The sequence below is a fragment of the Hymenobacter segetis genome (assembly GCF_038448715.1).
GTDB lineage: Bacteria > Bacteroidota > Bacteroidia > Cytophagales > Hymenobacteraceae > Hymenobacter > Hymenobacter segetis.
Map to the genome: position 1 here is coordinate 26,104 of NZ_JBCEVZ010000021.1, position 22,828 is coordinate 48,931.

Annotated in this window: 18 protein-coding genes; 9 read left to right on the forward strand and 9 right to left on the reverse strand. The window is 62.2% G+C overall.

What is annotated here, in order from left to right; genetic code table 11:
• The first annotated feature begins 106 nt into the window (after positions 1-106).
• From AAFH49_RS10600 to AAFH49_RS10610, 3 genes are all read left to right on the forward strand, one after another.
• Positions 107-2,203 (forward strand): M13 family metallopeptidase, encoded by a 2,097-nt coding sequence (locus tag AAFH49_RS10600; protein WP_342297951.1) that lies wholly within the window; start codon positions 107-109, stop codon positions 2,201-2,203.
• Positions 2,204-2,381: 178 nt separating this feature from the next.
• On the forward strand, positions 2,382-4,226 hold the full coding sequence (locus AAFH49_RS10605; RefSeq protein WP_342297952.1) for a T9SS type A sorting domain-containing protein: 1,845 nt from the start codon (positions 2,382-2,384) through the stop codon (positions 4,224-4,226).
• A gap of 189 nt (positions 4,227-4,415) precedes the next feature.
• The gene (locus AAFH49_RS10610; RefSeq protein ID WP_342297954.1) at positions 4,416-6,179 is read left to right on the forward strand and encodes a T9SS type A sorting domain-containing protein; all 1,764 of its coding nucleotides are present in this window, start codon (positions 4,416-4,418) and stop codon (positions 6,177-6,179) included.
• A 214-nt stretch (positions 6,180-6,393) separates the two neighbouring features.
• On the opposite strand, the gene AAFH49_RS10615 is transcribed toward AAFH49_RS10610, so the two are convergent.
• The 4 genes from AAFH49_RS10615 to AAFH49_RS10630 form a co-directional block, all read right to left on the reverse strand.
• Positions 6,394-7,464, reverse strand: coding sequence for a chorismate mutase (locus AAFH49_RS10615; protein WP_342297956.1), 1,071 nt, complete (start codon positions 7,462-7,464; stop codon positions 6,394-6,396).
• A gap of 53 nt (positions 7,465-7,517) precedes the next feature.
• Complete coding sequence (locus tag AAFH49_RS10620; RefSeq protein ID WP_342297957.1) at positions 7,518-8,363, reverse strand: prephenate dehydrogenase; 846 nt, start codon at positions 8,361-8,363, stop codon at positions 7,518-7,520.
• A complete protein-coding gene (locus AAFH49_RS10625; protein WP_342297958.1) occupies positions 8,360-9,538 on the reverse strand; it encodes a pyridoxal phosphate-dependent aminotransferase in 1,179 nt (392 codons plus the stop codon). Before AAFH49_RS10625 ends, AAFH49_RS10620 begins: the two co-directional genes overlap by 4 nt.
• Before the next feature lie 143 nt (positions 9,539-9,681).
• Positions 9,682-10,584: a prephenate dehydratase gene (locus AAFH49_RS10630; RefSeq protein ID WP_342297960.1), complete on the reverse strand. Its 903-nt coding sequence runs from the start codon at positions 10,582-10,584 to the stop codon at positions 9,682-9,684.
• Positions 10,585-11,155: 571 nt separating this feature from the next.
• On the opposite strand from AAFH49_RS10630, the gene AAFH49_RS10635 reads away from it, so the two are divergent.
• Positions 11,156-12,247 carry an NADH:flavin oxidoreductase/NADH oxidase gene (locus AAFH49_RS10635; protein WP_342297961.1) on the forward strand — a complete coding sequence of 364 codons (1,092 nt, stop codon included), beginning with the start codon at positions 11,156-11,158 and terminating at the stop codon, positions 12,245-12,247.
• 86 nt (positions 12,248-12,333) lie between these two features.
• On the opposite strand, the gene AAFH49_RS10640 is transcribed toward AAFH49_RS10635, so the two are convergent.
• On the reverse strand, positions 12,334-12,873 hold the full coding sequence (locus AAFH49_RS10640; RefSeq protein WP_342297963.1) for a DinB family protein: 540 nt from the start codon (positions 12,871-12,873) through the stop codon (positions 12,334-12,336).
• A gap of 48 nt (positions 12,874-12,921) precedes the next feature.
• Between AAFH49_RS10640 and lysA the strand changes: the two genes are divergently transcribed.
• Entirely contained in the window at positions 12,922-14,166 is a 1,245-nt protein-coding gene (lysA, locus tag AAFH49_RS10645; RefSeq protein WP_342297965.1) for a diaminopimelate decarboxylase, read from the forward strand.
• 130 nt (positions 14,167-14,296) lie between these two features.
• Positions 14,297-15,004 (forward strand): DUF1345 domain-containing protein, encoded by a 708-nt coding sequence (locus AAFH49_RS10650; protein WP_342297967.1) that lies wholly within the window; start codon positions 14,297-14,299, stop codon positions 15,002-15,004.
• A 55-nt stretch (positions 15,005-15,059) separates the two neighbouring features.
• On the opposite strand, the gene AAFH49_RS10655 is transcribed toward AAFH49_RS10650, so the two are convergent.
• The 4 genes from AAFH49_RS10655 to AAFH49_RS10670 form a co-directional block, all read right to left on the reverse strand.
• Positions 15,060-15,392, reverse strand: a complete 333-nt coding sequence (locus tag AAFH49_RS10655; protein ID WP_342297968.1) for a hypothetical protein — start codon at positions 15,390-15,392, stop codon at positions 15,060-15,062.
• A gap of 157 nt (positions 15,393-15,549) precedes the next feature.
• Positions 15,550-15,966: a hypothetical protein gene (locus AAFH49_RS10660; RefSeq protein ID WP_342297971.1), complete on the reverse strand. Its 417-nt coding sequence runs from the start codon at positions 15,964-15,966 to the stop codon at positions 15,550-15,552.
• Positions 15,967-16,094: 128 nt separating this feature from the next.
• On the reverse strand, positions 16,095-16,946 hold the full coding sequence (locus AAFH49_RS10665) for a pirin family protein (RefSeq protein ID WP_342297973.1): 852 nt from the start codon (positions 16,944-16,946) through the stop codon (positions 16,095-16,097).
• 163 nt (positions 16,947-17,109) lie between these two features.
• Positions 17,110-18,453 (reverse strand): Gfo/Idh/MocA family protein, encoded by a 1,344-nt coding sequence (locus AAFH49_RS10670; protein ID WP_342297975.1) that lies wholly within the window; start codon positions 18,451-18,453, stop codon positions 17,110-17,112.
• A 190-nt stretch (positions 18,454-18,643) separates the two neighbouring features.
• On the opposite strand from AAFH49_RS10670, the gene AAFH49_RS10675 reads away from it, so the two are divergent.
• The 3 genes from AAFH49_RS10675 to AAFH49_RS10685 all read left to right on the forward strand — a co-directional run bounded on the left by AAFH49_RS10675 (position 18,644) and on the right by AAFH49_RS10685 (position 22,817).
• On the forward strand, positions 18,644-20,734 hold the full coding sequence (locus tag AAFH49_RS10675; protein WP_342297977.1) for an ExeM/NucH family extracellular endonuclease: 2,091 nt from the start codon (positions 18,644-18,646) through the stop codon (positions 20,732-20,734).
• 188 nt (positions 20,735-20,922) lie between these two features.
• Positions 20,923-21,531 (forward strand): pentapeptide repeat-containing protein, encoded by a 609-nt coding sequence (locus AAFH49_RS10680; RefSeq protein WP_342297979.1) that lies wholly within the window; start codon positions 20,923-20,925, stop codon positions 21,529-21,531.
• A 248-nt stretch (positions 21,532-21,779) separates the two neighbouring features.
• Positions 21,780-22,817 carry a LacI family DNA-binding transcriptional regulator gene (locus tag AAFH49_RS10685; RefSeq protein ID WP_342297981.1) on the forward strand — a complete coding sequence of 346 codons (1,038 nt, stop codon included), beginning with the start codon at positions 21,780-21,782 and terminating at the stop codon, positions 22,815-22,817.
• Positions 22,818-22,828 lie beyond the last annotated feature (11 nt).

Sequence of the window (22,828 nt, forward strand, 5' to 3'; positions counted from 1 at the left end):
GCGCTACATGACCGTTCTGCTTTTTAGGCAAGGCTCCGTGCAATCATTGGGCAACGGCCTGGGTCTTTGGCGCTACTTTGCGCTTCAAAACCTTGCCCGCCCATCCATGAAAAAAAACCCTACTTATCTCGGCTTAGCCACGGCGCTGGCGCTGGCCGGCTGCACCAGCACCAAGCCGGCCACTACTGCGACCACGGCCACTGTCACGCCGGTAGCCGCCGCGGCCCCGGCCCCCAAAGGCGTAGGCCTTGACATGGCTGACATTGACCGGGCGGTGAGCCCGTGCGACGACTTCTTCCAGTTTTCGGGCGGCAACTGGCTGCGGAATAACCCCGTGCCGAGCTACGCCAGCAGCTGGGGGCCGCGCAACCAGCTCGGCGACCGCACGCAGGCGCTGCTGCGCAGGATTCTGGAAGACGCGGCGGCCAACCGTAGCGCCGCGCCCGGCAGCAATGCCCAGAAAGTGGGCGACTTCTACGCCGCCGCCATGGACACGGTGGCCATCGACCGGGCCGGCCTCACGCCCATAAAGCCGGAGCTAGACCGCTTGGCCGCCGTTCGCGACGCGGCCGGCCTGCGCGCCGAAATCGCGCATTTGCAGGACATCGGGGCCAGCGTATTTTTCCAGGCCGGGGTGGACGTGGACGAGAAAAACACCACCCAGTATGCCGTGCAAATGGGCCAGGGCGGCCTTACCATGCCCAACCGCGACTTCTATTTCAAGGAGGATGCGCGGACGGCCAAGGTGAAGACGGCCTACCGCACGTACATGGCCCAGCTGTTTGGGCTGCTGGGCGAGGCCCCGGCCGTGGCCCAGCGCAACGCTGCCACCGTCGAACGCATCGAAACGCGGCTGGCCAAGGCCTCGCGTACGCCAGTGGAACTGCGCGACCCGCAGGCCAATTACAACAAGCTGACCCTGGCCGCCGCCCAGCAGCGCTACCCCGCCCTCGACCCCAAGGGCTTGCTGGCGGGCATGCAGCTGGGCAAAGCCCAGGAAGTCATCATCGGTCAGCCGGCGTTTTTCGATGAGGTGAATGCAGTGCTGAAAACCGAGCCCCTGGCCGACCTCAAAACCTACCTGCGCTGGCATGTAATGCGCGTGGTGGCCAACGCCCTGCCCACGCCCTACGCCGAAGCGGCCTTTCATTACAACCAGGCCCTGACCGGGGCCAAGCAGCAGGCCGCCCGCTGGAAACGCATGCAGTCCGCCACCGACCAGACCCTGGGCGAGGCGTTCGGCCAGCTCTACGTCGACCAGGCGTTTTCGCCCGAGGCCAAGGCCAAGGCCCTCGAGATGGTGGCCAACATCAAGGCCAGCATGGCCGAGCACATCAAGACCAACACTTGGATGAGCGCGCCCACCAAGACCGAGGCCCTGAAGAAGCTGAACGCGCTGCGCGTGAAAATCGGCTACCCCGACGTGTGGAAGGATTATTCGGCCCTAAAAATCTCGCGGGAGAGCTACCTGAAGAACATTCTGGCGGCCCGCGCCTGGGAGAGCCGGCGCGAGGCGGCCCACTTCGGCCAGCCCATCGACCGCAACGAGTGGGGCATGACGCCGCCTACCATCAACGCCTATTACAACCCAGCACTGAACGAAATCGTGTTTCCGGCCGGCTACCTCCAGCCCCCGTTCTTCGACCCCAAGGCCGATGACGCCATCAACTACGGGGCCATTGGCGGGGTGATGGGCCACGAGATGACCCACGGCTTCGACGACCAGGGCCGGCAGTACGACTCGGAAGGCAACCTGCGCGACTGGTGGACGCCGGCCGACGCGGCCGAGTTCACGAAGCGCGCCGCCGTGGTGGGCAAGCAGTACAGCGCCTTCTCGCCCCTCGATTCGGTGCACGTGAACGGCCAGCTCACGATGGGCGAAAACCTGGCCGATTTCGCCGGCCTCACCGTGGTGTACGGGGCCCTGGAGAAGCAATTGCAGCAGCGCTACGGCAACGGCCCGCGCCCTAACTACGACGGCTTTACGCCCGAGCAGCGCTACTTCCTGAGCTGGGCCCAGCTGCGCCGCACCAACATCCGCCCCGAGGCCCTGCGCCAGCAAATCGCCACCGACCCGCACTCGCCCGGCCAGTACCGCACCATCGGGCCCATCATGAACATGCCGCAGTTTCAGCAGGCCTTCGGCTGCCCCGAGGGCAGCAAGATGACCCGCAGCGCGGTGGATAGGGCGGTGATTTGGTAGCGCACTATTTGGTAGCGCACTAAATCATCAGGGCGGATGAAATGGAGAAGCCCCAGGTGCCAGGCATCTGGGGCTTCTCCATTTTTTTTCGGCGTGGAAGCAGCCTTTTAGCGGGCTGCGCGGTCTGCGGGGTATTGTTGTAATCGTATCCTTGTTAACACATTTTACTTTCCAAACCATGAGACACATTACTCCTCTCGCACCGGGCCGCTGGCTGGCCGGGTTGCTGCTCCTGCTGACTGGGCCTGTGGCCCGGGCCCAGGCCCCGACCTGGCAAATGGCGGTGGCGACCAACCAAACCGGCAGTTATCGCCCCCAAGTGAGCGCTACTGCCACCGATGCCAGCGGCAATGTCTACCTCACCGGGAATTTTTCGGGCACGACCAGCTTTGGTTCTATCACGCTCACCAGCGCACCTCGCATTACCACTCCCGGCAGTACATCTACCTATGACGCCGATATATTTGTAGCCAAGTGGAGCCCAATCAGTAATGATTTTGTGTGGGCCCAGCGCGCTGGCGGAGGTGGGTATGATGCGGCATCTGCCATTGCGGTGGTGGGCACCAATGTATACATAGCCGGAGCCTTTAGTGGGCCTACCGCTACATTTAGCGGCACCACGCTGGTGAATACTACCTACGATGGTACCTCATCCACCGTCTACAATGGCACCGATTTATTCGTGGCCAAGCTCACTGACCTGGGTACCACGGCCAGCTTTACGTGGGCCCAACGGGCCAGCGGCACCAGCAACGAGTTTGCCACCGGCCTGGCCGCGAGTGGCTCCAATGTGTACGTGACCGGGTGGTTCAGCTACAGCCCCGTCACCTTCGGAACGACTACGCTAACGGACTACAGTGCCTTGGGCCACCCGTTTGTGGCCAAGCTGGTGGATAATGGGGCGACGGCCAGCTTTGCCTGGGCCCAGCAGGGCGGCGGCCCGAACGGCAGCGTAGCCACCGCCCTGGCGATAAACGGCCCCAATGTGTACGTAACCGGGCATTTCAGTGGCGCTACGGCTACGTTTGGCCCTTTTACCTTAACCAATGCCAATACCGTCACGGGTCCCATATACGGCAATAGGTCCGATGTTTTCGTGGCGAAGCTCACCGATGCGGGCCTCACGTCCAGTTTTACCTGGGCCCAGCAGGCCGGGGGGGTTGGCTTCGACCAGGCGCTGGCGCTGGCCGTCAATGGAACCAGCGTCTACATCGCCGGGTACTATGGCAGCTACAGCTACAGCCTGAGTGGCGACCTGGGCAATACGCCCGCCACTTTTGGCAGCACCAGCCTGCCCAGCATTGGCGAATACGATGCCTTTGTGGCGAAACTTACCGATGCCGGGGCGACAGCCAGCTTTACCTGGGCCCAACGGGCCGGCGGGACGGGCATCGATTCGGCCACGGCCATTGCGGTGCGGGGCAACAACGTGTATGTAGCCGGAACGTTCCGCAGTACCCAAATCAGCTTTGGAGCCACCACGCTGGCCAAGGCCAGCGGAGCCAGCAACTACTACCGGGATGTATTTGTAACCAAGCTGCTTGATGCCGGCAACGCTAGCAGCTTTGCCTGGGCGCAGCAAGCCGGCAGCTCCACCGACGACTTTGCCACCTCGGTGAGCGTAACCGGTGCCGATGTATATGTGGGAGGAGCCGTTGGCCCAACGGCCAGCTTTGGCAGCCATAGCATCAATAATTCTACTACGCAAGCCGCCTTCCTCGCCACCCTCACCGACCCCACCCTCACCGCCACCAGCGCCGCCCAAAGCAACTTAAGTTTCGCCCTCGCCCCCAACCCGGCCCGCACTGCCGTCGCCCTCACCCTGCCCGCCCTGCCCGGCACCGCCACGGCCACCCTCACCCTGCGCGATGCCCTGGGCCGGGCCCTGCGCACTGAAACCCTAGCCCTGCCCGCCGCCGGCCTGCGCCACGAGCTGGACCTGCGCGGCCTCGCTCCCGGCATCTACGCCGTGCAGGTGCTGGCCGGGCCGGCCACCGCTACGCGCCGCCTCGTGGTGGAATAAACCCTGGCTTTTGCTGCTCATCGGGCTTGAATCTCACTTAAATCGTCGGACCTTTGCTTCCTGATTTGGCAGCCTTTAGCTTTATTCCGGCCCTTGTTATCGAAAAGCCCCGGTGCCCGGCATCGGGGCTTTTTTGCGGCCCAACTTTACCCGATATGCTACGTATTGTCGTGCATATCTCTTATTAAAATGAAATACGTTATCAATTTCTTATCAGGCAGCTGGTTGGCGGGCGTACTGCTGCTGGCCGGGTTGCTGGCCGGATCCGCGGCCCAGGCCCAAACCCCTGCCCCCCTCTGGCAGTCGGCCCTGGTAGTGGGCGGCGGCAGCTCCAATCTATCCATTAAAGCCACCACTTCCAACCTCAGCGGCGACCTATACGTGGCGGGGTCTTTCTCCGGCATTGTTACCATTGGCAGCACCACGATGATTAGCACCGGCGGCACCGACGGCTTCGTGGCCAAGTGGAGCCCGGCTACCAGCGCCTTCGTGTGGGCCTACCGCTTCGGCGGCTCCGACCTCGACCAGGTAACGGCCGTGGCCCTAAGCGGCACCCGCGTGTACGTGGCCGGCACCTTCATCAGCCCCAATGCCGCCTTCGGCACCCTCAACCTGGCCAACTATGGCAGCGCCAACTCGGTGACCACCGATGCCTTCGTGGCCCGCCTCACCGATACCGGCTCTTCGGCCACCGTCGATTGGGCGCAGCAATTTGGTGGCACCAGCCAGGACGCGGCCAATGCCCTAGCCGTGGCCGGCACCAGCGTGTTTGTGGGCGGGCAGTTTGCCAGCGCCACGGCCCAGTTCGGCAGCACCACGCTGACCAGCTCCAATACCGGCACGGCCTACGACGGTTTCGTGGCCAAGCTGACTGATGGCACCACCAGCGCCAGCGTGAACTGGGTGAAGACCATCACGGGCTCGGGCAGCAAGTACGTCAACGCCCTGGCCCTGAACGGCTCCAGCGTGTACGCCACCGGCTCCATCGGGGGCCAGAATGCCACCTTCGGCGCTACCACCGTCCCGAACGGCGGGGCTTCCAATGCCTACGTAGCCAAGCTGACCGATGCGGGCACCACCGCTACCTGGCAGTGGGCGCTGCGGGCCAACGGCGCGGGCACCGACCAAAGCAATGCCCTGGCCGTGAACGGCCCCGTGGTGTACGTCGCCGGCACCTTCTCCAGCACGGCGCTGGCCACGGGCAGCCACACCATCACCAACGCCGGCCCCACCGGCACCACCGATGCCTTCGTGGCCGCCGTGCAGGATGCCGGCAGCACGGCCGTCTGGAGCTGGGCCCGCCAGGCCGGCGGCCCCGACGACGACAAAGGCACCGGCCTGGCCCTCTACGGCAACAGCGGGGTGTATCTGGCGGGCAGCTTTGCCAGCAGCACGGTCACCATCGGCAGCACGACACTGGCGGCCGGCAGCGGTGGCGCCCTGGTGGCCCGCCTCAGTGACGATGGCACCAGCGCCACTGTCGACTGGTCGCAGCGCGGCGGTAGCCCTACCAACACCACCGCTTCGTGCGTCACCATGAGCGGTACCCGCATGTACCTGACCGGCAATTTCCAGAACACGGCCACTTTCGGCAGCCAGACGCTCAACAGCTCCTCGGCCGGCCAGTCCACCAATTTCATGGCCCACCTCATCGACCCCTCCGCCCTCACCACCACGGCCACTACCTCGGCCCTGAGCGGTTCGGACTTTGCGCTCTACCCCAACCCGGCCCACGGTACCTCCACCCTCACGCTGCCCGCGCTGCCCGGCACGGCCACGGCTATCCTCACCCTGCGCGATGCAATGGGCCGGGCCATCCGCACCGTAACCGTGACCCTGCCCACCGCCGGCTTGCGTCAGGAAATGAACCTGACCGGATTGCCGTCCGGCATCTACGCCGTGCAGGTGCAGGCTGGACGGAACACCGCCGCCCGCCGCCTAGTGGTGGAGTAGACGCTGTCGGAGCGCGTCGCGTCTGTCATTGCGAGCATTACGCGCATCAAGCGGCGACGAAGCAATCTGTCCTGTCAACACCAGACATTTTCTTATACCAGAAAGCCTCGGCACTGCACAGTACCGGGGCTTTTCACATCTCAGGGCTTCGCACATTGTACCGGATTGCTTCGGCTACGACTCGCAATGGCAGCACTGCTGCAATGACAAACAACTATCCTTCCATCACCTTATTCTGGCGATTGATGGACTCCAGATGCACGGCAGCCAGGTATTGCTCCACAAAGTCACTGGTGAGGCCTACCGAGGCCCCTTGGCGCTGGGCGCGCTCCAGCACCTCGTTCCAGCGGCTGGTCTGAAGGATGGTTATGTCGTTTTCCTTCTTGTAGAGGCCGATTTTCTCGGCCACAGCCATGCGGCGGCCCAGCAGCTGCATAATCTCGGCATCGAGCTGGTTGATTTGCTCGCGCAGGCCGGAGAGAGCGGTGAGGAACTCGCGCTGGTCGGTGGTTTCGTGCCGCCACACCAGGTCCTGAATCAGGTCGCGCAGCACCTCCGGGGTGATTTGCTGCTTGGCATCGCTCCAGGCGTGGTCGGGGTCGATGTGGCTTTCAATCATGTTGCCATCGAAGCCCAGGTTGAGGGCCTGCTGGGCCACGGCAAACAGTGTATCGCGCCGGCCGCAGATGTGGCTGGGGTCGCAGAGCAGCGGCATTTCGGGCATCCGGCGCTTCATCTCGATGGGCAGGTGCCACATCGGCGCGTTGCGAAAATCGGTGTTGCCGTAGCTCGAAAAGCCCCGGTGAATAAGGCCCACGTGCGTGAGGCCAGCCTTTTGCAGGCGCTCCACGGCCCCTACCCACAGCTCCAGCTCGGGGTGAATGGGGTTTTTCACCAGCACCGGCACGTCCACGCCGCGCAGCACATTGGCAATCTCCTGCACCGAAAACGGGTTGCCCGTGGTACGCGCGCCCACCCACAGAATGTCCACGCCAAAGGCCAGGCAGTCCTCCACGTGCTTGGCCGTAGCCACTTCCACGGCAATGGGCAGGCCGGTTAGCTCACTGGCTTTCTTGAGCCAGGGCAGCCCTTTCGTGCCCACTCCCTCGAAGCCGCCGGGCTTGGTTCGGGGCTTCCAGATGCCGGCACGCAGGGCCTGTACCTTGCCGGTAGCAGCCAGCCGCTGGCAGGTTTCGAGCACCTGCTCCTCCGTCTCAGCCGAGCACGGCCCGGAGATGAGGTAAGGCTTGTCATCGGGCTGGCGATTGAACAGGGCGGATTTCATGGTTGGGTTCATGGTATTGCTTTTAGTATTGATTGATTTCTTGATTTCGTCTATCACGGCAGAATCTTCCGAATGTGATTAGCCTGCCGAATCTGCTCGGCCAGCCCGTCGTAATCTTCCCGCGCCAGCAGCTCGCGCAGGTGCTGTAACTGATGCAAATGCTCATCAAGCACATCGAGCACGTTGAGCCGGTTTTGCCGGAAAATGGGCACCCACGTAGCCGGCGCGCTCTTGGCCAACCGCACCGTCGACTCGAACCCGCCGCTGGCCAAATCGAAGATGCGCTGTTCCTCTTTCTCCTTCTCCAGCACCGTGAGCGCCAGGGCAAATGAGGTGATGTGCGAGATGTGCGACACGTAAGCCGTGTGCACGTCATGGTCGGCCCCGTTGAGGTACAGCAGCCGCATGGGCAGCGCCTGAAACAACTTTTCCACCAGTTGCACGGCGTCATCATCGCTGTGCTCCACATCGCAAAGCACCACCGTTTTCCCCTCAAACAAGCCCGAAACCGCCGCTTCCGGTCCCGAGTGCTCGGTGCCGGCCATGGGGTGCGCGGCCACAAAACGGCCCCGGTGCGGGTGCCCGGCCACCGCCGCCAGCAGTGCCTGCTTGGTCGAGCCGACGTCGATAACCACCTGCTGCGGCGTGATGATGTCCAGCACCGGTGGCAACACGGCCACCATGGCATCCACGGGCACGGCCACCACGATGAGGTCGGCGCGGCGCACGGCAGCCGTCAGGTCGGTTTCGATTTCATCAACCAAGCCCAACTCTAAGGCGCGGCGCGCGTGGACCGGGCTGTTTTCAACGCCGATGAGGTGCTGCGCCAAACCGTGCTGCCGCAGGCTCAGCGCCAACGAGCCGCCGATAAGGCCTAATCCGATTACAGTAACTTTCATGATTTGACAGACTGAGAAGCAACTTGAATGCGCTCCAGCGCCTCGCGCAGCAGCGCTTCCGGCTGGCACAGGCTGGCCCGGATGTAGCCGTTGCCATTGCTGCCGAAAATGCCGCCCGGCGTGAGAAACACGCGCGCCTCGGCCAGCACGGCATCGCTCAGGGCGAAGCCATCGGCGAAGCCAGCCGGCACCGCCGCCCAGATGAACAGGCCCGTCTGGCCTGGCGCGGGCGCGCAGCCCAAAGCTTGCAGCAGCTCTACCACCAGCTCGCGCCGGGCGCGGTAGGTGGCGTTCAGCTCTTGAAACCAGTCGTCGCCCAGCGCAAGGGCCGCCACTGCCGCCTGCTGCACCGGCAGAAACATGCCCGAATCCATGTTACTCTTGAAGCGGAGTACATCGGCGATAACATCGGCGCGGCCGGCCAGCAGGCCCACGCGCCAGCCCGCCATATTGTGGCTCTTACTTAGCGAGTTCAGCTCGATGGCCACTTCGCGGGCCCCGGGCACGGCCAGCAGGCTCACCGGCGGCGTTTCGTTGAGGATGAAGCCGTACGGGTTGTCGTGCACCAGCAGAATATCGTTGGCTTTAGCAAACGCCACGAGGCGTGTGAGAAATGGCAAATCTGCCCCGGCTCCGGTGGGCATGTGCGGGTAATTCACCAGCATGAGCTTCACGCGGGAGAGGTCCGTGGCGGCCAGCGCATCCAAATCGGGCAGCCAGCCGGCGGCGGCCGTTAGGTCGTACTCACGCACCTCGGCTCCGCAGATTTCGGCCACGGCTCGGTAAGTCGGGTAGCCGGGGTTGGGGATGAGCACGGCGTCACCCACTTCCAGAAATGTCATCCCGATGTGCATCAGGCCCTCTTTCGAGCCCAGCAGCGGCAGAATTTCCGTGGCCGGGTCCAGCGTCACACCGTAGTGGCGCTGGTAGAAATCGGCCATTGCGCCGCGCAACGCCGGGGTACCCTGGTAGCTCTGGTAGCCGTGCGCGTTGGGGAGCGCTGCCGATTTGGACAGCGCTTCAATTACGTTGGGGTGCGGCGGCAAATCCGGACTACCAATGCCCAGGCTGATGATATTGGCCCCGGCCGCGTTGAGCGCGGCCAGCTCACGCAGCTTGCGCGAGAAGTAATATTCGCCGGTGTGGGCCAAGCGGCTGGCAATGGGGATATTCATGGTATCAGGTTGAGTTGTTGAGCAAACTCTCCTCCTTACCAAGGAGGGGATGTTTTTGCGCCAGCGAAAACGGGGGTGGTTGTGGGCGTTGAACGGTGGGCGCTAGGTTCGTTCGGAAAATTGTTCGGGCATCGTTCAACGTCTTAACCACCCCAGCCAGCGCTTCGCGCCGGCGTCCCCTCCTTGACAAGGAGGGGAGTTTGCTCGCCCATCGCCTCGGCCATGCTGCCGCGCCGGTAGGCTCCCAGCACCCGCAGCTCCTCCGTCACGGGCTCCAAATCCCGCAGCAGCGCTTCCAACTGGCCGATTTCCTCAAACTCTACATCGGCGTGAAATCCATAGTGCCAGGGTTGGCCCGGCCGGGGGCACGATTGCAGCTTGCTCAAATTCAGTCCGTGGGCAGCCACGCGAGTGAGCACGGCGGCCAGGCTGCCCGGCGCGTGCGGCGCACAGAAATAGAGAGAGGCTTTGTCGGCCTGTGGGTCAGCAACCGCCGTTGCGGCGCGCTCCAGCACCAGAAAACGGGTGTAGTTGTGCGGGTCGTCGTGAATGGCAGGGGCCAGGATTTGCAGGCCGAACTGCTCGGCGGCCTGCGCGCCAGCTACCACGGCCACGCCGGGCGTGCGCTGCTCGGCCAGGAGCTGGGCGCTGTGGCCGGTGTCGTCGGTTTCCACCAGCTTCCAGTGCGGGTGGCGGTCGAGGAACTCGCCGCACTGGCGCAGGGCCATGGGGTGCGAGTGTACGGCCTGCACTTCTGCCAGCGTGGTGCCGGGCAGCGCCAGCAGGTGCTGGTGAATGGGCAGGTACACCTCGCCGGTTACGCGCACGGCGTGGCGCTCCAGCAGCAGGTAGTTGGGCAGGATGCTGCCGGCCAGCGAGTTTTCCATGGCCATAAGGCCGGCATCGGCGGTGCCGTTCACGACGTGCGCCACCACCGCGCCGAAGGTGGCGCAGGCCAGCAGCGCCGGCTGCGCGCCGAAATATCGACGGGCCGCGACTTCGTGGAAACTTCCCTGGAAACCCTGAATGGAAACGTGCTGGGGCATGATGCGTGCGATTTATTGGGCAATAAAAAAGGGCCTCCGTTGTGCGGTGGCCCTGGGCTTGTTGGGAGGCAGTGTGGTGGTTAACACTGGCAACAAAGGGCCGGCTTCTTCGGATAGAAGAAGTAATAAGCGTAATAAAAAAAGACGTGGTGCAGGGTGGTCATCGAAAAACCGGGCATTAAAAAAGCGCCTCCCGAAGAACGAGCGGCGCTGGAGAAGTTTGTGGGAGTTAGCTACAAACGGCGGCTCGTTCTACGCGGTGGCGTAGAAGTAATAAAAGCCAAAAAAGTAGCGCGTCTGGAGCATGGTTGGGTGCGTTTGCGGTTGCAAGGTAGGGATGGATTTGGGAAAAGCAAATTTCGACGGAATTCGTTCGCGCTGAATTAAGCACGTCATGCTGAGCGCAGCCGAAGCATCTCTACTGCCTCGTTGTTTCGATTGAATTATTTCTGAGGTAGAGATGCTTCGACTGCGCTCAGCATGACGTTTTGGCCTTACCCACCCACGTAACACCATAACCCAAACGCCCCAAAACGGGTTTACTCAGCTTCGCATCTCCCCTAGCATCTTTATGATTAAGCTATTTGAACCCCTCGCGCTCCGCAGCGTCATCCTGAAAAACCGCATTGTGGTATCGCCCATGTGCCAGTACAGCGCCGAAGACGGCTTTGCCAACGACTGGCACCTGGTGCACCTGGGCAGCCGGGCCGTGGGCGGGGCCAGCCTCATTATTCAGGAAGCCACGGCCGTGTCGCCAGAGGGCCGCATCAGTCCTGAAGACCTCGGCATCTGGAAAGACGAGCACGTGCCCATGTTGCAGCGCATCAATGCCTTCATCGCGGCGCAGGGCAGCGTGCCCGGCGTGCAGCTGGCCCACGCCGGCCGCAAGGCCAGCACCTACCGGCCGTGGTCGGGCGAGGGCGTGATAATAGAGGGCGAAGGTGGCTGGCCGGTGGTTGGCCCCACCGATGTACCATTCAACGACAACTACCCGATGCCGACGGCCCTTGATGCGGCCGGTATTCAGAAGGTTATTGCCGATTTCCAGGCGGCGGCCCAGCGGGCGTTGGCGGCGGGCTTCAAGGTGATTGAGCTGCACGCGGCCCACGGCTATTTACTGCACGAGTTTCTGTCGCCGCTGAGCAACCAGCGCACCGACGAGTATGGCGGCACGTTTGAAAATCGCATCCGGCTGCTGCTGGAGGTGGTGGCCGCCACCCGCGAAGTGTGGCCCGAGGACCTGCCGCTCATCGTGCGCCTCTCCGTGACGGACTGGACCGAAGGCGGCTGGAACGCCGACGAATCAATCCAGTTGGCGGCCATGCTCAAAACGCGCGGCGTAGACCTGATTGACTGCTCCACGGGCGGCAACGTGCCCAAAGCGCCCATCCCCGTGGGCCCCGGCTATCAGGTGCAGTTTGCCGAGCGCATTAAGGAAGAAACCGGGATTCTGACCGGCGCGGTGGGGCTCATCACCACGCCGGCCGAGGCTGAAGCTATTGTGGCCAGCGGCCAGGCTGATATCGTGCTACTGGCGCGGGAGTTTCTGCGCGAGCCATATTTCCCGCTCTTTGCCGCGCAGGATTTGGGCGCGGAGGTGCAGTGGCCGGCGCAGTACGAGCGTGCCCGGCCGCGGGTGACTTCGGCGGCGGGCCCGCGTTAGAAGTAGGGTGCGGGGCTTGTCCCCGCCCGTCGTTGAACGGCACGTTTTGAAGTAGTTCAACGACGGGCGGGGGCAAGCCCCGCACCCTACATTTTTACCCATTTTGCCGTTACCAGCAGCTGGCCCAGGTGGCGGGTGGTGTGCTCAGCGGCGTGCATCAGCAAGCCGATGACGGTGGACGGCAGTTGCGCCCGACCCACTCCACGCCCTTCCGTTAGCGTTATTTCATCAGTGCTCCGAAGCTGCGCCAACGCGTTATCTACCTGCACGCTAAAGCACTGCACCAGCTTCTGCACCGCATCATTCTCAATAGCTAAAGGCGGATTCTCAGCGGCTAAAGCTGCTAGTTGATTCTCCGAAAGCGCTTCACCCCGGGCGTAGGTGAAGATGCGGTCGAGCACGCCGGTCAGGTGCTGGAGGTGGAAGCCCACCGAAGCCACCCCGCTGGGCCGCTCGTTGAGCAGCGCGGGCGGGAAATCCTGCATCCCGGCATTTAGCTCTTCGCGGGCTTGCAGCAGGGCGTGCGCGATGGGCTGAAGTAGCGGCGGCATATCAGGCAGCGGGCCGCGCAGCCAGACTTCGCGGGTTTCGGGCGGTGAGAAGGCGGGGAACGTTGGGCTACTCATTGGTTGTACGGTATTCGGAGCGGCTGCTTAGGCCGTACTTTTGTGATTATGTCAGGTATTAACGATGCGCTGCGCGCTGCGGCCGACCAGTTCGGCACCCCTCTTTACGTCTACAATGCGGCCACCATCACGGGGCAGTATAAGAAACTGGTGAAAGCCTTCGCGGGCCATAAAACCCGGTTTTTCTACGCTTGTAAGGCGCTGAGCAACGTTTCTATTCTGCGGCACATCCACAGCCTGGGTTCGGGTCTCGACTGCGTGAGCATCAACGAAGTACGCCTGGGACTGCACGTAGGCTTCGCGCCGGAAAACATTCTGTTTACGCCCAACAGCGTGACGTTTGAGGAATTGGTGGAAGCCAAGGAATTGGGAGTGAATCTAAACATTGATAACATCTCGCTGCTGGAGCGGTTCGGGGCCACGTTTGGCGGCTCTTACCCAGTGTGCGTGCGCCTGAACCCGCACATTGAGGCGGGCGGCAACTACAAGATTCAAACCGGCCACATCGACTCCAAGTTTGGCATTTCGATTCACCAAATGCGGCATTTGGAGCGCGTGGTGAAGGGCACCGGCCTGCACGTGCGCGGCCTGCACATGCACACGGGCTCCGAAATCAAGGACGTGGGCGTGTTCCTGCGTTCGCTCGAAATTCTGTTCGACGCCGCCGGCCGCTTCCCCGACCTCGACTTTCTGGACCTCGGCTCGGGCTTCAAAGTGCCCTACAAGCCCGGCGACCCCGAAACCGACGTGGCCACCCTGGGCAAACAGGTGGCCGAAGCCTTCAAGACCTTTGAGAAGGAATACGGCCGCCCGCTGGAATGCTGGTTCGAGCCCGGCAAGTACATGGTAAGCGAATCCGGCTACCTGCTGGTGAACGTGGCCGTGGTTAAGCAAACCACTGCCACGGTGTTTGCGGGCGTGAATTCGGGCTTCAACCATCTCATCCGGCCCATGTTCTACGACAGCTACCACCACATCAGCAACCTGACCAACCCCAAGGGCACGGAGCGCCTGTACACAGTGGTGGGCAACATCTGCGAGACGGATACCTTCGCATGGGACCGGCTGCTGCCCGATATCCGCGAAAACGACCTGCTGGCATTTCACAACGCCGGGGCCTACGGCTTCGAGATGAGCAGCAGCTTCAACTCGCGCACCCGCCCCGCCGAAGTGCTCCTGACCGAAGCCGGCGAGCTGCGCCTCATCCGCAAGCGCCAGACGTTTGAGGACCTGCTGGCCGGGCAGATTGATGTGGCGGCCGAAGTGCCCGCCCAGCCGGTACCAGCCGCCTAGCCCGCAGCCCGACGAACGCCGGGCCAAATATTCAAGCCGCGCTATTTTTACTATCTTAGTAGAGCCTTCCCGATTGCCGCTGGCGGTTGGGGATGCCACGGTCCGATGGTTCACTAGCGGTTTTTCGGCTATGGCTTCTACTGCCGTAATGATGCGCTCCGCTTTGCGGCATTCGCGCCGGGGCCTGATTGCGCGCCTGCTGCAGCTGCTGCTGGCGCTGGGCGTCGCGGTCGTTTTTTACTTATCATCCCCGGCTGATTTCAAGTTTATTACCCGCTTCCTCGTGGCTTGGGATGGGTTTGTGCTGAGCATTCTGACCATCAGCTGGATAACCATTTTGCAGACGCACTTTGCCGATATGCGGAGCATTGTGAAGTCGCTGCACCCCAGCCGTACCTGGGCCTTGCTCTTGGTAGTGGTATTCTTATGCTGCACCGTTTGTATTGTGGCCGTGCTGCTGCTGCTGCATGACATCCGACAGCTGCCCATTGAAGAGCGCATCGAGCACATCCTGGTATCAGCCGTGGCGATAGTGGGTACCTGGTGCCTGATGCACACGCTGTTTGCGCTGCATTATGCCCACACCTACTTTAGCCTGCTGCCCGATATTAAGGAGAATGCCTGGCATACCGGGCTCGTGTTCGCAGGCGCGCCGCCTGCCTCGTATTGGGATTTTGTCTATTTCGCCTTCGTGGTGGGAATGACGACCCAAACCTCCGACGTCACCGTTACCACGCTGCGCATGCGGCGGCTGGTGCTGTTCCACAGCATGCTATCCTTCGCTTTCAACACCACCATTCTGGCCCTGAGCATCAACATTATCTCGGGCCTGCTGTGAGTCCGGCGGAGGGCACACACGGCCAAACACTCGTGAATTTAATCGCGACCAGAACCTATTTGGCCCGCCGCAGCAAATAGCCCGTTTGAGAATCAACGTAACCACCCGTGGCCTGATTAATCCTCGATGGCAGTGTGTTGAGCCCGATGCATTCCCACCCCAAACTGCTCATGTAGTTGAGGGCCGCCACAACATTACCGAGCTTACTGATAGCCGCATCGGCGTGCACCATTTGAAGGTCGACCACGGCATTTTTGACGTTCTGCCCGTAATCCAGCCGCACATCCGTATCGGAGTAGTGTGAGCCGGTGCTCACCAGAATACAGTACTGCGACTGGGCAACCGTGGTTGGGCTGGCGGTGGGGGTGGTCTGGGCAGAAGCAGACATGCTTGTCACGGCAAGCATTAGCACAAGGCAGAAGGATTTGAGCATAACCAGGCTGGGAAAGAGTTGGAATCAAAACTACACAGCGAGCCCATTATTATCGGCACGGCCGAATCATTACCCTGAATTAGCCCGGCACTATGGCATGCTACTGCCAGTTTCAGCGCTGCTCTGTCAGCCAGGTCACGGCCTCTGCTTCTATTTCGAAGGTGCGGTAGGTGTGCGGCAATTCCCGCGAAGCCATGATGAACTGATTGGTAGCCAGCCGGGCAAATACGTTGTGGGCCACCAGAATAGCGCCAAAACGGTAGCCGTTTTCCCGCACGGTGCGGGGCAGCCACTCGTTGGTCATCCAGTCCTGCTCGACAGGGTTGTAAGGGGCCATCTCACGCTGGTCGACCAGAATTTTGCTCCACTTTCGCCGGCTCAGCGCTTGGGCCGTGTGGGTGAGCAAGGCCCGAAACTGAGCCACCTCGCGGGTTCCGGCGCGGTATTCCAAGCGGATGTAGCTGGCGGGCTCTTCCCAAACGCGCCCGGCGCTATTTTCAAAATACAGGGAACGACTGGGAGTAAGCATCAACTAATTACAAACGAGAAAACGGCCTCCCAACTTTAGCAACCGGCGCAAAGCATCGGCGCGCAGCAGGTCGCACGCCTCAACCACTAACCCTGGGCAGAGGTTATGAACCCGGCACTTTTTTGCGGTCAGCCGTTCCAGCTCCCGAACGCGCCGCGCTGGTAGTCGCGGTAAGCCTGCTGAATCTCGGCCTCCGTGTTCATCACAAACGGCCCCGCCGATACCACGGGCTCGCCAAACGGCTGGGCATGACCCAGTAGCACCACGCTCGCCTCGTGGGCAGCGATGGTCAGCTCGTCGCCGTCGTGGTTGAATTCGACCAGCTGCAGGGCCTTGGTTTCGGTATCGTTTACGCGCAGCGTGCCGCGTACGGTGTAGAAAAAGATATTGCGCGCCGCCGCGATGGGCAGCGTAACGCGGCTGCCGGCCGGCAACTCCAGCCAGGCCAGCGCCACGTCGGCCAGCGGCTGCACGGCCCCGGCGGTGCCCGCCCACTCGCCCGATACGGCGTGGATGACCACGCCATCGGCCAGCGTCACGGCCGGGATTTCGTCTTTTTGCAGGCCGATGTAGCGTGGGGCCGTCATCTTGTCCTTGGCCGGCAGGTTCACCCACAGTTGCAAAATTTCGAGCGGCCCGCCGTGGGCTTTGAAATTATCGGAGGAAACTTCGGCGTGAATCAGGCCGCTGCCGGCCGTCATCCACTGAATGCCGCCGGCCTCAATCACGCTTTCGTGCCCGCTGCTGTCCTTGTGCAGAATGTCGCCTTCGAGAATGAAGGTGACGGTTTCGAAGCCCCGGTGCGGGTGCGGGCCGAAGGGCAGGCCGCGGTTGTGGGGCCGGTACACCTGCGGCCCGTGGTGGTTCAAAAACAGAAACGGGTCGATGTATTCGACCGAATTGGTAGGCAGGGCGCGGTAGGTGGTGAGGTCGGCAATGGGCGCGCTCACGGCGCGGTGCTGTTGCTTGATGGTGCGCATGACTGGGCGGGTTTATCGATTTATGGAACGGCGCAATACGGCCGTCATGCAGAGCGCAGCGAAGCATCTTTACCGCAATAAGTAAATCTGATTACTGCTGCGGTAAAGATGCTTCGCTGCGCTCTGCATGACGGGTTACTAAAGCTGGTAGCCGGCTTAAAGTTTACGCCTCGTCCTTCGGCGCCTCGCCCCGGAAAGCGTCTATTTTAGCCACGGCAGGCAATTTTACCGGCCGGTTTTCGCGGGCCGACTGGTAGATGGCTTCCATGATGCGCTGGTCCTGCAAGCCTTCTTCACCGGGCGTGTAGGGGGTTTTGTTCTGGCGCACGCACTCGGCCATGTGGTCCATTTCGAGGGCAAACTGGTCTTTGCCGGGGTCGTTTGGCGTCTCCTTCATCTGCTTGCCGTCGGGCGCATGGATACGCTCCTGGTGGAGGCCGTGGTAGGGGAAGGCCGGGTCCATTTCGATGCTGCCGGTTTCGGCATACACCGTGTAACTCTTGTTGTTAAAAGAGCCGTAGCCCGTCATGCACTGCGAAATCACGCCGCTGGGAAAGCGCAGCGTAAAGCTCACATTCTCTTCTATTTCCTTGAACCGGTCGTCGCCCGACGTGCTGTAAATCTGGGCCGAAACCTCGGTCGGCTCCTCGCCCAGCAGGAAGCGCGTGGTGTTGAGGCAGTACAGTCCCACATCGGGCAGCGAGCCGCCGCCGGCCAGGGCCTTTTTGTGCCGCCACTGCTGGTCGTGGGCCTGATTTTGGGTGTTCATCATCTGCAGCATTTTGGTCGCGCCGTAGGTTTTATCGCGTACCAACTTCTGCACCTGGCGGTTCAGCGGCTCGTACTGAATGCGGTAGGCAATCATGAGCTTTTTACCGGCCTTTTTGCAGGCCTCAATCATTTCCTCGCACTCCTTCACGGAATTAGCCATCGGCTTTTCGCAGAGAATGTGCTTGCCAGCTTTGGCCCCGCGCAGCGTGAATTCGTGGTGCATGGAGTTGGGCAGCACGATATAAATCACCTCCACTTCGGGGTTGTCCTTGATTTTATCGTAGGTCTGGTACGAGTAGCAGCTGCTGGCTTTGATGCCGTACTGCTTGGCCACTTTGGCCATTTTGTCGGCGTCGCCGCTCACCAGAGCCACCGGCTTGGCGTGCTTGCTCTTGCCGAAAGCGGGCAGAATCTCATTGAGCGTGAGGTGGCCCAGGCCCACCAGCGCGTAGCCCACGCGGCGGTCGGGCGCGTCGGGGTTGAAAGGGTCGGCACCTTTGGGGTCGGTAGGCGCTTCGAGGGGCGGCAGCTTGATATCGAGCGGGCCGGTGGCGGGCGGCGCGGCGGCTTCGGCGGCTTTGTGGGCTTCGGCGGCGGCGATAGGTAGTGCGCTGGCTACGCCCACGGCCAGCAGGCCGCGCCCGGCGTGGTTGATAAAGTGGCGGCGGGACTCATCATAGCCGTTTTCGGCTTCGGCGCTGAAGGCGGTATTGAAAGCAGTATTTTCCTGGAACATGGGTTTTTAACGGGGAAAGGCAAGGATTTAATATCAACAGCCCTGCTTACGTACCCGGCCTGGCCCAGAGTTGCCGCCCGCCGACGTATGGCTGAGCTTATTGCTGCGGTTTGACGCAATCGATTCCAACCACCGAAACGCTAGTATATTTATAGCCCCGCATTGGGTTTTCTTAATTTTCCACTTGCTGATGAAGGTTTTTACCCGCTCGTTTTTCCCCTTTGTTGTTGCCTTAGCCGCCGGTAGTCTGGCTCCGGCCCTGGTGCAGGCCCAGACGGTCACACCCATCGGCACCATTCAGGGCACCGGGGCACTGGCCACGGCGGGCACCTACACCATCGAGGGCGTGGTGACGGGCGTGTACGCCGACCTGAGCCCGGCCGGCTTCTACATCCAGAACGACGCGGCCAGCGCCGACGGCAACCCCGCCACTTCCGATGCGCTGTTTGTGGTGCAAACCAGCCCCACGGTAGCCGTGGGCAACCGCCTGCGCATCACCGGCGTGGTGCAGGAAGACTTCGTCTCGCCTTCATTCGGCCAAGCCGTACTCACCGCGCCCACCATCATGGTGCTGGCAGCCAGTAGCCCACAGCCCGCTTTTCGCGTCATCGACAACGCCACCTTTTCGATGGCTGATGCCGAGCCGTTGGAGGGTATGCGGGTGCAGTTTTCGGCCCCCATCACGGTGTCAGACGTAGCAGCGCTGAAATCGCGCGGCGAGCTGAATATCTCCCTGCGCGGCCTCGTGTACCAGCCCACGCAGTTCGTGGACCCCAACGACAACCCCGCCAGTGGCACCAGCAGCAGCGGCACCAGCAACGTGGCCGCCGTGAACGCCTATCAGGCCGATAACGTCAACAAAAGCCTGTTGCTCGACGACGGCCGCGCCGCCACCAACCCCACGCCCATCCCCTACCTCGATGCCGCCACCCAAACCGTGCGGGCGGGCAGCACCGTGGCCAGCCTGCGCGGCATCATGGGCTACGGCAACAGCAAATGGCGCATCCAGCCCCTGGCCGGGGCCGACGCGCCGGCCGTGGTGACGGTGCGCCCCCCGGTGCCCACCTTCGGGCCGATTGACGTGAAAATCGCCAGCATGAACGTGCTTAACTTCTTCAATGGCAACGGCCTGGGCGCGGGCTTCCCCACCTCACGCGGGGCAGCTACCTTTGATGATTTCCAGCGCCAGCGCAGCAAAATCCTCGTCGCCATCTCCCAGATGAACGCCGACGTGGTGGGCCTGATGGAGGTGGAGAACGACGGCACCGGGGCCAACTCGGCCGTGCAGGACCTGGTGAACGGCCTGAACCAGCTCATGGGCGCGGGCACCTACGCCTTTGTAAATGACGGCGGCGCGAACTCCCAGCCCAACGATACCGACCTGATTCACTGCGCCATCCTATACAAGCCGGCGGCGGTGACGCTCTCCGGCCCGGCCCTGCTGGCCACCGTAACCGGCGTGTTTGAGCGCCCGCCCCTGGCCCAGATTTTCATCACCAACCGCACCACGGCCGCGGCCCGCGACACGTTTGCCCTCGTCGTTAATCATCTTAAGTCGAAGGCCAGCGGCAGCGGAGCCAACGCTGACCAGTTCGACGGCCAGGGCCCATCTAACCTGCGCCGCAAGGGCCAGGCCACGGCCCTGGTGCAGTTCATCAACAACACCGTGAAGCCCGCCGGCACGCGCTACGTGGTGAGCGTGGGCGACTACAACGCCAACTACGAGGAAGACCCGATGGACATTCTGCGGGCCGCCGGTTTCGTGCTGCCCAGCCCGGCCAGCAGTGCCTCCTACCTATACAGCGGCCTGAGCGGCAGCCTCGACCACGCCGTGCTCAGCGGCAACCTGACGGGCCACGCGGCCGTGGAAAAGTGGCACATCAACGCCAGCGAGCCCGAATTTCTGGAGTACGACATCGCCGGTGCGGCCACCGACATCACCAGCCCCTTCCGTTCGTCGGACCACGACCCGGTGCTCATCGGGCTGAATTTCCGCACCACCGTCACGGCCACCGGCTGGGCCGCCACGAGCGGGAAAATCGACGTTTTCCCGAACCCCGCGCCCGGCGCGTTCAACCTCCGCATCAGCGGCTTCGCGGCCCAGCCGATGACGCTGGAAGTGGTGTCGGCCCTAGGCCAGCGCCTGCTCACGCTGCATGGCACGGCCGAGGAGTTGCAGACAGAAATCGGGCCGCGCACGGCCCGGCTGGCGGCCGGCACCTATGTGCTGCGGTTGAGTGGGGCTGATTTCAGCCAGGTGCAGCGCGTGGTGAAGCTGTAGCTTTGCCTAGGCGAAACGACTCGCCCGAACTCTTAAAAAAAGACCGTCATGCTGAGCGGAGTCGAAGCATCTCTACTGTGCAAGTAATTCATTTACTATTGCGGTAGAGATGCTTCGACTCCGCTCAGCATGACGGTCTTTTTATCAGCAGGACGCTCGTTCTTGCTGTTTATAAAAAACCCATCCCGATGGCCATTAAGCCCCGCCGCAAGCCCACTGTCCTCCGCAAGCCCACTCATTTTCCCGAAGACAATGTGGCCGAGCGCTGGGATGCCCGCCACCTGCTGGGCCACACCGAATTTGATGAATTCCGCTTTGTGAACTGTGATTTCAGCGGGGCTGATTTTAGCCGAATACGCTTCACCGACTGCCTTTTTGAGCACTGCAACCTGAGCTCGGCCAAGCTGGCGGGTACGGCCCTGCAAAACGTGGCTTTTGCCGATTGCAAGCTACTGGGCCTGCAGTTCACGGCCTGCCGCGATATGCTGTTTGGGGTGCATTTCGACCAGTGCCAGTTGCGCTACGCCTCGTTTGCGGGGCGCGTGATGCCGGGCACGCGCTTCGTGGGCTGCACGATGGAGGAAGCCGATTTTGCCGATGCCGACCTTTCGGCGGCCGTGTTTCAGGGGTGCGCGCTGGCCGGGGCCGTGTTCCAGAACACGCGGCTGGCGGAGGCGGATTTTCGCAGCGCCACCGGGTTTGTTATCGGCCCCGAGAGCAACGTTATCACCGGGGCGCACTTCACGCTGCACGGCCTGCTGGGCGTGGTGGCCAAGTACAATTTGGTGGTAGAATAACCCGGCCTTTGGCAGCCGCTAAACTGCCGGTTTCGATTTCGGCTAGTAGATTGCGGCAGAATTCCCATCTATGCCCGAAAGCCGCCATTTGATGAACGAGTGGCCTCCTACTTTCGGTTAATTGTCAGCACCCCGCGCCGTGGTACGGTTGGGCCATCGGGTCCTCGTTTTCGGCCGGGGCAGAGCCTGTTGCCGTTGGTCATACTGGCCAGCGCGCGGGTATTTCCTCACTTCGCTACAACGACCAGATGGCTAATCGCCGCGCTTCCATTACCGACCTGGCTAAGACGCTGGGCCTCTCGCCTTCCACCATTTCCCGCGCCCTGAGCGACCACGACGACGTGAGCGAGGCCACCAAGGCCCGCGTGCGCAAGCTGGCCGAGGAGCTGCACTATCAGCCCAACCAGCTGGCCGCTGCCCTGCGCCGGGGCCGCAGCAACACACTGGGCGTGCTGGTGCCGCACATCACCGGCCACTTTTTCCCACTGGTGGTAAACGGCATCGCCACCGAAGCCGCCAAGCTGGGCTTCAACGTGATGATTTGCCAGTCGAACGAAGATGCCCAGCAGGAGCAAAAGAATATCGACCTGCTGATGAACTCGCAGGTCGAAGGCATCCTAGTGTCCTTGGCCAACACCACGCAGAGCTTCGGCCACTTCGAAGCTGTGCGCCAGCAGAACATTCCGCTGGTGTTTTTCGACCGCATGGTGGAGGATTTCCAGGGCAGCAACGTGAGTGCCGTGGTGATTGACGACTATCAGGGCGCGTACCAGGTGGTGACACACCTCATCGAGCAGGGCTGCACACGCATCGCGCACTTCACCGGCCCGCTCCACCTGAGCATCCACAAAAACCGCCACCAGGGCTACCGCGACGCCCTCACCGCCCACGGACTGCCCATCGACGAAGACCTGATTGCCTGCTTCGACATGAACCAAAAAAGCGGGGCCCAGGCCATGCGCCAGCTCCTGAAGCTGCCCCAGCGCCCGGACGCCGTGTTTTCGAGCAACGACCTAGCCGCCGTGGGAGCCCTGCAAGTCGTGAAATCCCAGCGCCTGCGCGTGCCCGAGGACGTGGCCATCGTGGGCTTCAGCAACGAGATGTTCACCACGCTCACCGAGCCCATGCTGAGCAGCGTGGACCAGCGCTGCGAGCAAATGGGCAAAACGGCGGTGCAGCTGCTGCAAAAGATGCTGAAAAGCGGCCCCAACCGCGTGGGCCCGCCCAAGCCCATCGTACTCAAACCCAAGCTGCTGGTGCGCGAGTCGTCGCAGAAGCGACGGTAGGTGTAGCGCGG

Coding starts and splice junctions, on each gene's coding strand:
- lysA (WP_342297965.1), top strand. CDS start 12,922: ATGTCAGGTATTAACGATGCGCTGCGCGCTGCGGCCGACCAGTTCGGC.
- AAFH49_RS10665 (WP_342297973.1), bottom strand. CDS start 16,946: ATGCGCACCATCAAGCAACAGCACCGCGCCGTGAGCGCGCCCATTGCC.
- AAFH49_RS10680 (WP_342297979.1), top strand. CDS start 20,923: ATGGCCATTAAGCCCCGCCGCAAGCCCACTGTCCTCCGCAAGCCCACT.
- AAFH49_RS10625 (WP_342297958.1), bottom strand. CDS start 9,538: ATGAATATCCCCATTGCCAGCCGCTTGGCCCACACCGGCGAATATTAC.
- AAFH49_RS10685 (WP_342297981.1), top strand. CDS start 21,780: ATGGCTAATCGCCGCGCTTCCATTACCGACCTGGCTAAGACGCTGGGC.
- AAFH49_RS10660 (WP_342297971.1), bottom strand. CDS start 15,966: ATGCTTACTCCCAGTCGTTCCCTGTATTTTGAAAATAGCGCCGGGCGC.
- AAFH49_RS10635 (WP_342297961.1), top strand. CDS start 11,156: ATGATTAAGCTATTTGAACCCCTCGCGCTCCGCAGCGTCATCCTGAAA.
- AAFH49_RS10600 (WP_342297951.1), top strand. CDS start 107: ATGAAAAAAAACCCTACTTATCTCGGCTTAGCCACGGCGCTGGCGCTG.
- AAFH49_RS10655 (WP_342297968.1), bottom strand. CDS start 15,392: ATGTCTGCTTCTGCCCAGACCACCCCCACCGCCAGCCCAACCACGGTT.
- AAFH49_RS10640 (WP_342297963.1), bottom strand. CDS start 12,873: ATGAGTAGCCCAACGTTCCCCGCCTTCTCACCGCCCGAAACCCGCGAA.
- AAFH49_RS10675 (WP_342297977.1), top strand. CDS start 18,644: ATGAAGGTTTTTACCCGCTCGTTTTTCCCCTTTGTTGTTGCCTTAGCC.
- AAFH49_RS10605 (WP_342297952.1), top strand. CDS start 2,382: ATGAGACACATTACTCCTCTCGCACCGGGCCGCTGGCTGGCCGGGTTG.
- AAFH49_RS10620 (WP_342297957.1), bottom strand. CDS start 8,363: ATGAAAGTTACTGTAATCGGATTAGGCCTTATCGGCGGCTCGTTGGCG.
- AAFH49_RS10650 (WP_342297967.1), top strand. CDS start 14,297: ATGGCTTCTACTGCCGTAATGATGCGCTCCGCTTTGCGGCATTCGCGC.
- AAFH49_RS10615 (WP_342297956.1), bottom strand. CDS start 7,464: ATGAAATCCGCCCTGTTCAATCGCCAGCCCGATGACAAGCCTTACCTC.
- AAFH49_RS10610 (WP_342297954.1), top strand. CDS start 4,416: ATGAAATACGTTATCAATTTCTTATCAGGCAGCTGGTTGGCGGGCGTA.
- AAFH49_RS10670 (WP_342297975.1), bottom strand. CDS start 18,453: ATGTTCCAGGAAAATACTGCTTTCAATACCGCCTTCAGCGCCGAAGCC.
- AAFH49_RS10630 (WP_342297960.1), bottom strand. CDS start 10,584: ATGCCCCAGCACGTTTCCATTCAGGGTTTCCAGGGAAGTTTCCACGAA.